Origin of the sequence: Moraxella sp. (assembly GCF_024227015.1) — a bacterium.
In the GTDB taxonomy this organism is placed as follows: Bacteria; Pseudomonadota; Gammaproteobacteria; order Pseudomonadales; family Moraxellaceae; genus Moraxella.
This window is the reverse complement of the sequence record NZ_JAAELD010000156.1, coordinates 1-8162: the sequence shown is the minus strand read 5'-3', so window position 1 is coordinate 8162 and position 8162 is coordinate 1. Positions and strand designations below refer to the sequence as shown.

Annotated in this window: 7 protein-coding genes and 1 pseudogene; 1 reads left to right on the top strand and 7 read right to left on the bottom strand. The window is 47.1% G+C overall.

Annotation, left to right across the window (positions count from 1 at the left end; translation table 11 throughout):
- The 6 genes and pseudogenes from GY683_RS03660 to dnaB form a co-directional block, all read right to left on the bottom strand.
- Window positions 1-619, bottom strand: a pseudogene (locus tag GY683_RS03660) (bifunctional proline dehydrogenase/L-glutamate gamma-semialdehyde dehydrogenase PutA); the annotation flags it as partial.
- Window positions 620-822: 203 nt separating this feature from the next.
- Complete coding sequence (locus GY683_RS03655) at window positions 823-1890, bottom strand: L,D-transpeptidase family protein (protein WP_297287459.1); 1068 nt, start codon at window positions 1888-1890, stop codon at window positions 823-825.
- A 79-nt stretch (window positions 1891-1969) separates the two neighbouring features.
- On the bottom strand, window positions 1970-2686 hold the full coding sequence (locus GY683_RS03650; RefSeq protein ID WP_297287458.1) for an SIMPL domain-containing protein: 717 nt from the start codon (window positions 2684-2686) through the stop codon (window positions 1970-1972).
- A gap of 160 nt (window positions 2687-2846) precedes the next feature.
- Window positions 2847-3767 carry an ornithine carbamoyltransferase gene (gene argF, locus GY683_RS03645; protein WP_297287457.1) on the bottom strand — a complete coding sequence of 307 codons (921 nt, stop codon included), beginning with the start codon at window positions 3765-3767 and terminating at the stop codon, window positions 2847-2849.
- A 99-nt stretch (window positions 3768-3866) separates the two neighbouring features.
- Window positions 3867-5024, bottom strand: coding sequence for an alanine racemase (alr, locus tag GY683_RS03640; protein WP_297287456.1), 1158 nt, complete (start codon window positions 5022-5024; stop codon window positions 3867-3869).
- Window positions 5025-5050: 26 nt separating this feature from the next.
- Entirely contained in the window at window positions 5051-6541 is a 1491-nt protein-coding gene (gene dnaB / locus GY683_RS03635) for a replicative DNA helicase (RefSeq protein WP_297287455.1), read from the bottom strand.
- 120 nt (window positions 6542-6661) lie between these two features.
- Here dnaB and pdxA point away from each other — a divergent pair, with 120 nt between their 5' ends.
- Window positions 6662-7726, top strand: a complete 1065-nt coding sequence (pdxA, locus tag GY683_RS03630; protein WP_297287454.1) for a 4-hydroxythreonine-4-phosphate dehydrogenase PdxA — start codon at window positions 6662-6664, stop codon at window positions 7724-7726.
- 4 nt (window positions 7727-7730) lie between these two features.
- Here the strand turns inward: pdxA and GY683_RS03625 are convergent.
- A partial coding sequence (locus GY683_RS03625) for a 5-formyltetrahydrofolate cyclo-ligase (protein ID WP_297287453.1) occupies window positions 7731-8162 on the bottom strand: 432 nt, incomplete at its 5' end.

Here is an 8162-nt window from a genome sequence, read left to right as displayed (position 1 = left end):
CTTCGCCTAGCATGTCAAAGCTGAAACGATAGCCTAATTTCTCGCGCTCTTTGCCATTATCTAGAGCTTCTTGGATGGTTTGACCTGTGACGAATTGCTTGCCCAGCATCTTCATGGCGTAATTAACACCACCACGGATGAATGGTTCGCCGCCTTTTTGGATTACGCGAGTCAGTGCCGAACCTAGTGATTTTTCGCTGACATCTGAGGTTAGTTTACCTGTCAGGACAAGACCCTAAGCCGCAGCATTTACGAACATCGATGGACTGTTGCCGACGTGGCTTTTCCAGTCACCATCAGATAATTTATCACGGATAAGTTTGTCGCGAGTGGCGTTATCAGGAATGCGAAGCAGGGCTTCGGCGAGACACATGAGCGCAATGCCTTCCTCGCTAGATAAAGAAAACTCGTGCATCAACGCATCAACGCCTGATGACTTACTGCGGTCGGCTCTTACCTGTGTGATTAGGCGACGCGCCAGATCGGTGATTTCATTTTTTTGTTCTTGGGCAAAATTAAGCGTGTTCGCCAAGTTTTGAACCGCAGTTGGTTCATATAGACGATAGGCAGACGTGATCGCATCACGCAACGGAGTTTGAACATGCGCAAAGTTAAACATGGGTTTTCCTTCATAAAGTGGTAAAAATAAGCGCTTTATTAGAATATTTTAAAATAATTATTGGTTTGAATAATTATTATTTAAAGGCAGCTTATGACTGATTATTATACCATTATATTGATAAAAATTATCAATATAAAATTTTGACAAATGCAAAAAAAGCCAAAAGTACATGCTTTTGGCTTTTTGGATGGAAAGCGTAATTAGCGGATTTCGACGCTTGCGCCATTTTGGATGTTGGCGTGTAATTCTAGCACATCCCAGTTGGTCAGGCGAATGCAGCCAAGTGACGCTTGACGGCTGATGCCTTTTGGTTTTGGCGAACCGTGGATGCCGTAGCTTGGTTTGTTTAAACCCATCCATACGACACCAACAGGGCTATTAGGTCCCGGTGGCAGTATGAAGGTTTTTTTGTTGGTTTCGCTCTCGCGGTTTACCGTCGCCTTATAGTGCGGCATCTTAACCTTGTTAATGACTTTAAATTTACCACTTGGGGTGGCGGTTGCAGCGCTGCCGATGGTGGTCGGGTAGGTGGCGACAAGTGTATCGCCATCGTAGGCGTATAGAATTTTGTCATTGCGGTCAGCGATCACGCGAGTAACACGACCCTCAAAAGGCTTGCCCGGATTAATGACTGTGACGGTCTCGCCTTCAACGAATTTTTTATTTGGGTTAAGTTTCTTTAAATAAGCAACATCCATGTGAAAACGCTCGCCGAGCATCTCTTGGATGTTTTCATAACCAAGGGCTTTAAGCTTGGAGCGTGATTCAGCATCGCTTGGTAGTGCCCTATATGGGCCTTTGGCGTCTTCTTTGGTGATGGTGTACGACACCAATACAGGCTGATTTGGATCAATGTTCTTGGTCATCTCTGCCCAAGTCGCTTCATCCATCTTGCCAGTGGGCTCTAGATTGCGCATTTTTTGGAAGTTGACCAGTGCTTTTTTGCTGTTCATGCCCCAACCGCCATCAACTGGACCAGGCGATGCATGGTTCCAATCAAGCAATACCTGCATCTTGACAGTCATCGCGGTATTGACCTTCATATTCGGTGACCAAGTCGATTCGTTGACTTGTTTGGCATAGTCTGATAGGTTAACGGTGGTGTAACGTTTGCCATCTTGCTCGATGCTTTGGATTGCTGAATTATCCACGGTGGTTGACTGAACCACCTCACCATCTACGATGTCACCATCGGTAAGCTCTTGAGCGTGAGCGCCTAGACTTAGGGTCAGTAGGGTGACTGCCAGAAATGTTTTTTTAAGTAGCATAATAATCTTCCAATATGATTAAACCTAACTATCATAGCACAGTTTTGGTTGGCTTAAAAGTTTTGCTAAATATGTGCGCTTAGCGAATTAGTTCGATCGTGCCACTGGCATTATAGCTAAGCGTGGCTTTTCCGCTTTCTAGGCTTAGGTTCTCGATGCCTACGCTTTTTTCTCGCGACATCGACATTGCAACTGGCATGGCATCAGAATAGTAGTTGTTGTTATTATTGCCCAGCTGTACGTTCACGATTTTGTAATCTTTTGCGCCAAAGGCTTGAGAGATGGTTGCTGCCTCTTCTTGGAATTGCTTGGTGGCGTCCAAAGTCAGCTGTTTTTTTAAGTTATCACGGGTCTTATCAGACACATTAAAAGACAAATGATCCAGCGCCATCATGGTCTGTAGATCGGCGATGAGCTGACTTGATTGCTCGAAGTTTTGGCTTTTGATTTGGATAGATGCATTGCCCGTAAAGCCGGTAATACTGTTATTTGAGCCGTAGCGTGGGTAGGTGCTGTGACGACCTGTCGTGGCGATGACATCGGGGTATTTTTTGGCGATGGCAAGGGCGTTATTAATGGTGTCGTTTAAAGTTTTGGCGACTTCTTTGGCGGTCTTTGCTTCGGTAGTTTTGGTCAAAGTAGCACGCATCTCGTCATTATCAACTTCTGTCTTTGCTTCAACACTAAAGCTGATGCGATTGTAATTAGCGTCACTTTGGGCGTTGGCGACGCCTAAGGTTGTCATTGCAAGTGCGCTGATGCCAAGTAAGTTGATGATTTTTGATGGCTTGATCATGATAATTCCCATTGCTAAAAAATGATTTATTATAAGAGTTAATGTTCGAATGTTTGGTAATTTTGGGTAAAAATAAAGCAGATTTGTGAGTGCTGTTTGTGGCTTGTTTTATAAAATTGTAATAAAAAACGCACCAAAGCGGTGCGTCTTCACGAGCAGATTAAAGCTTGATTTTGTCTTTTAGTAAGAATTCCATCAATGCCTTTTGAGCGTGCAGACGGTTCTCTGCCTCGTCCCATACCACAGCACGAGGATCATCAAGCAGATCTTCGCTGATCTCTTCGCCGCGGTGCGCAGGCAGACAGTGCATGAACAGCACATCTGAATCAGCAGCGTCTAGGATGGCTTTATTGACTTGATAATCAGCAAAGTCTTTTTCACGTTGTTTTTGCTCTTCTTCTTGACCCATGCTCGCCCACACATCAGTAACAATGAGGTGAGCGCCTTTGGCAGCTTCAAGGGGGTTATCGGCCAAAGTCACGCAATGAGCATATTTATCAAGCAGTTCTTGTTTTGGCTTGTAGCCGTCCGGCGCGCTAACACGAAGCTTAAAGCCAAACTGATGCGCAGCGATCATATAAGAGGCGCACATGTTATTGCCATCGCCAACCCACACGACAGTTTTGTCCTTGATGTCGCCTCGATGTTCAAAGAATGTCTGCATGTCTGCCAATAACTGACAAGGATGGTAATCGTCAGTCAGCGCGTTAATCACGGGCACGCTAGAGTAGTCAGCAAAAGTCTGCACGCGCTCATGTGCAAAGGTACGAATCATCACGATGTCCACCATGCTACTGATGACACGCGCTGAATCTTCGATCGGTTCACCGCGTCCCAGCTGTGTGTCATTGGGCGATAGGAACAGCGCCTGACCACCAAATTGACCCATGCCTGTCTCAAAGGACACGCGCGTTCTGGTGCTTGATTTCTCAAAAATCATCGCAAGCGTACGACCAACAAAAGGACGATAAATCTCGCCATTATGCTGCATTTTTTTGAGTTCAGAGGCACGATGGATGACCGCGCGTAGTTCATCGGGGCTTAGATCCATTAAGGTAAGAAAGTGGCGTGGGCTGCTCATATCAACTCCTTGTGGGGTGTTTGGCACATTGGCAAAAATAATAAAAAAGCAAGTATAACAAAGCTATATTAAAATAACTAGCCTTATCAATAAAAAACCTTATTCTGATAAAGGATTATCCACCAGTGGCTCGCTCAGCACCTGACGAATCGGGCGCGCGGTGGTGCGGCACATGAGCTCATAACCAATCGTCCCTGCGCAGGTGGCAACCTCATCAATAGACGGTGCGCCATCTTGACCCCATAGGATGATTTTGGTTCCGACGTCGGCATTTGTGTCCGTCAGATCTACCATCATGATGTCCATGGCGACTCGTCCAACAATGGGCGCGCGGATGACGGTGTCATCAACCATGACGCCAACAAACGCCCGATGAACCACGCGCGGATAACCGTCGCCATAGCCGCAGCTTACGATGCCGATGCGGCTGGGCTTTGGCGCGCGCCATAGAGCGCCGTAGCTGACTGATTCGTTTGTCTCGACGTGCTGAACTGCCATGATGTGCGTGCTAAATATCATCGCAGGCTTAAGATTATGTGTGTGTGCATCGATGTGCGAAAATGGGCTTGAGCCATATAAGGCAATCCCTGCACGCACCCAATCATGATGCTGATCTGAATGCTTAAAAATGCCCGCTGAATTACACAATGACCCTAGGGCATCTGGGCTTACCGTATGACGCAGTTCATCTAATAAATCATTAAAACGACTGATCTGCTGAGCCGTGATGGGGCTGCCATCTTCGTCCGCGCAGGCAAAATGACTGGTTAGGATAAGCTTATAACCCTTGTCGTGTAGTAGCTTGGCGGCGGCGATGGTGTTCTGTCTATTAAAGCCAAGGCGGTTCATGCCGGTGTTGTATTTTAGCCAGACGATATTGGTGAAGCTGTCAGGATCAGGCGTGTGCTCTAGAGCGTCGTTGAGCTGGTATTCATTATGAATGACCGCGCCGAACCCTTGATTGATGGCAGTCAGCCATTCATCGGCACCAAATGCGCCTTCGATGAGTACGATGGGTTTGTTGATGCCGATCGTTTGACAGGTTTTTTTGACTTCTAATGCTTCACTCATGCATGCCACGCCAAACGCGTCGGCCTGCTTTAGACCTGCCAATGCATATGACACACCATGCCCATACGCATTCGCCTTGACCATCGCCATGACTTTGGCGGGACTCTTTGGATTTAGGATGTTTTTGATGGTGGATAAGTTATGAGCCAGCGCGCTTTGGTCGATGGTCAGTGCGGTGTTTCGCATGAAAGAGCATCCGTATTAATGTTTTATTATTCATCGCCTTCGTAATCTTCAGGCATGTAGCCGCCTGCGATGAAATTGGTAAATCTTGTGAATTGACCTTCGAATCGTAAGGGCACGGTACCAATCGGTCCGTTACGCTGTTTGCCGATGATGATCTCAGCAAAGCCTTTATTATCCGCCTTGTCTTTGTTGTAGACTTCATCGCGATAGATGAACATGATAAGGTCGGCATCCTGTTCGATCGCGCCTGATTCACGCAGGTCTGACATGACGGGGCGTTTATTTGGGCGATTCTCAAGGCTTCGGTTAAGCTGAGATAGGGCGACGACAGGGCAGTTCATCTCGCGAGCTAGAGCTTTTAGGCTTCGGCTGATCTCACCGATCTCACCCACGCGGTTGTTCTCCATGCCGGGCACTTTCATGAGCTGTAGGTAGTCGATAATGACCATGCCAAGCCCACCTTCATGATTTTTGGCGATGCGCCGACAGGTGGAGCGCACCTCGGTCGGGGGTAGGTTGTTACGAGCATCGACGTATAGGTGTTTGTCTTGAAGCATGGTGACGGCGGTCGAGAACTGCGCCCATTCTTGCTCACTCATGTTGCCTGAGCGCAGATTGGTCTGGTTGATCTGCCCAAGTGAAGACAGCATGCGCGTAACGATGGATTCGGCGGGCATCTCCATAGAAAACACCACCACAGGCAAGCCTTGCATGAGCACCGACTCCGCCAAATTCATCGCAAAAGTCGTCTTACCCATCGATGGACGAGCCGCCACGACGACCATATCGCCTTTTTGTAGGCCTTGAGTTTTGTTATTAAGTTCTTCAAATGGTGTGGCAAGACCAATCATCGAGCCGTCACGTTTTTTGAGTTCATCGAGCTGCACGACGACATTTTGTAGAATATCAACGATGTTCTGCGCGCCCTGTTTGCCCACGCCGCTGGTGTAATTTTCATTAATACGAAAAATATCCGCCTCAACCGTATCTAGAATCTCACTGACGGTTTGTTTCTTGGGGTGATAGGCGAGATTTAGCATGTTATTCGCCGCCTTGATCAGCTGGCGATATACCGAAAACTCACGCACGCGCTCAGCATAAGGCACAAGGTTAAAAAGCGTCGCAGGGCTTTGGTTAATCTGCATCAGATACTCTTCACCGCCAGCGGCGTTAAGTAGATTCTGTGCGTTAAGATAGTCGTGCACCATCAGACTGTCATAAGGCTGATTCACTCTAGATAGGTGTGTGATGGCGCGAAAAATGTGCTTATGACGCTCGCCATAAAAATCCTCATCCCTGATGATGCTGTCCACTTTCTCAAAAGATTCATCAATACTCATCAATGACGCAAGCAAAGCCCGCTCAATCTCAATGTTGTGCGGTGGCTGCAGACTCAGTAGATCATCGCCAGCGCTTGATGTGGCAAGCGCTGATTTATCTTTGTTGTTCTTAAAGGCGCTGATCGCATTCTCAAAGGCGGAATTCACGGCTTTGGCGGTGTCTTGTAAATCAGTCATGATGAATCGAGAAGGTGACAATGATGGGTGCAAATTTTAGCATAAAAGCAAAATAAAAGCGGTATAATAACAGTAAAATTTAATGATTAAAATCGAATATTTGATAAGGAAAAGTTATCCATGAATGCCCAAACCACCAACACAAAGCCGCTACTTATTACCACTGGCGAGCCGGCCGGCATTGGCATGGACATCGTCATTGACGTGCTTTGTCATCATGATGATGCTCTACCAAAGCCGATTTTTATCACGGCTGACATAGATGTATGGCAAGAGCGCATCACAATGCTACAAGAAGTGGGTAAAATTGACCATGCGCCAAGCTTTGGGGTGATTGAGTATGATGATATTGTACATGGTGGCGATTTGTTAGATCTTGCTAAAGCATCAACAAAGCAAGACGTATTTATTATTAATATACCATGCAAATACAAAGTAAATGCGGGTGAGTTGTGCACTCATAATGCCCAAATGGTGGAGATGCAGTTGAACATCGCCCATCGATTGGCAAATGATGGTGTCATCGGGGCGATCGTTACCGCGCCAATCCAAAAATCAGTCCTTATTGATGCAGATGTACGCCTAGACAATGGTGAGATGTTCAGCGGTCATACCGAGTACTTTATGCATAAGGCAGGGTGTGATAAGGTAGTGATGATGCTTGCCAATGCCAAAATGCGTGTGGCGCTTGTTACCACACATATTCCCCTGAGGGACGTGGCGAATGCCGTCACGCGCGATGAAGTTCGTCAGACCGTCGTGATTACAGAGCAAGCCATGCGCACCCAATTTGGCATTAAGCGCCCTAAGATCTTAGTGTGCGGACTCAATCCACACGCAGGTGAGAGCGGCCATCTGGGCGATGAAGAGATGACGACCATCAACCCTGTGCTGCAAGAATTCATTGATGATGGGATGGATATTAGCCTTGCCATGCCTGCCGATACATTATTTACTGATAAATATCTACAATCAGCCGATGCCATCATCGCCATGTATCACGACCAAGGGCTTGCGCCTTTAAAGTCGCACGGCTTTGGCGATACGGTCAATATTACCCTAGGCTTACCCTATGTGCGTACGTCCGTCGATCACGGCACGGCGCTGGATTTGGCTGGCACAGGCAGGGCGAGCGCGGGTAGTCTCGTTCAAGCCATCATCGTTGCGCGTCAAATGTGCGGCTAAACCATCAAAATCGCAGCACGCCTTTATCAGTGATCGCCATGTCCACACTCTTATCCCATTCATTAACTGTTAAATTGTCAATAACTTGAAAATCATAGCACCAGCCCACTATTAATCCTTGAAAGTGGGTAAAGGTGCGGTCATAAAATCCGCCCCCCATGCCAAGCCGATTACCCTGCCTATCTACTACCACAAGCGGGCAAATAATCATGTCTAATTTATCAGCACTTATGCCATATTTGGCAAAGGGTTCTTTCATGCCCAGTCGGTGGCGCTTTAAAGGTGTTTTGGCTAATGGTATAACGACAGGGGCAAAGCGTAAAGGCTTACCCTGAACGGTAATCGGCAAAAACGGCGTAAAACCATGCTTTTGGCAAAATACCAAAATCAGCGCGGTGGGTAACTCGCCAAAATCGTCCAAATATAGCCCAATCTT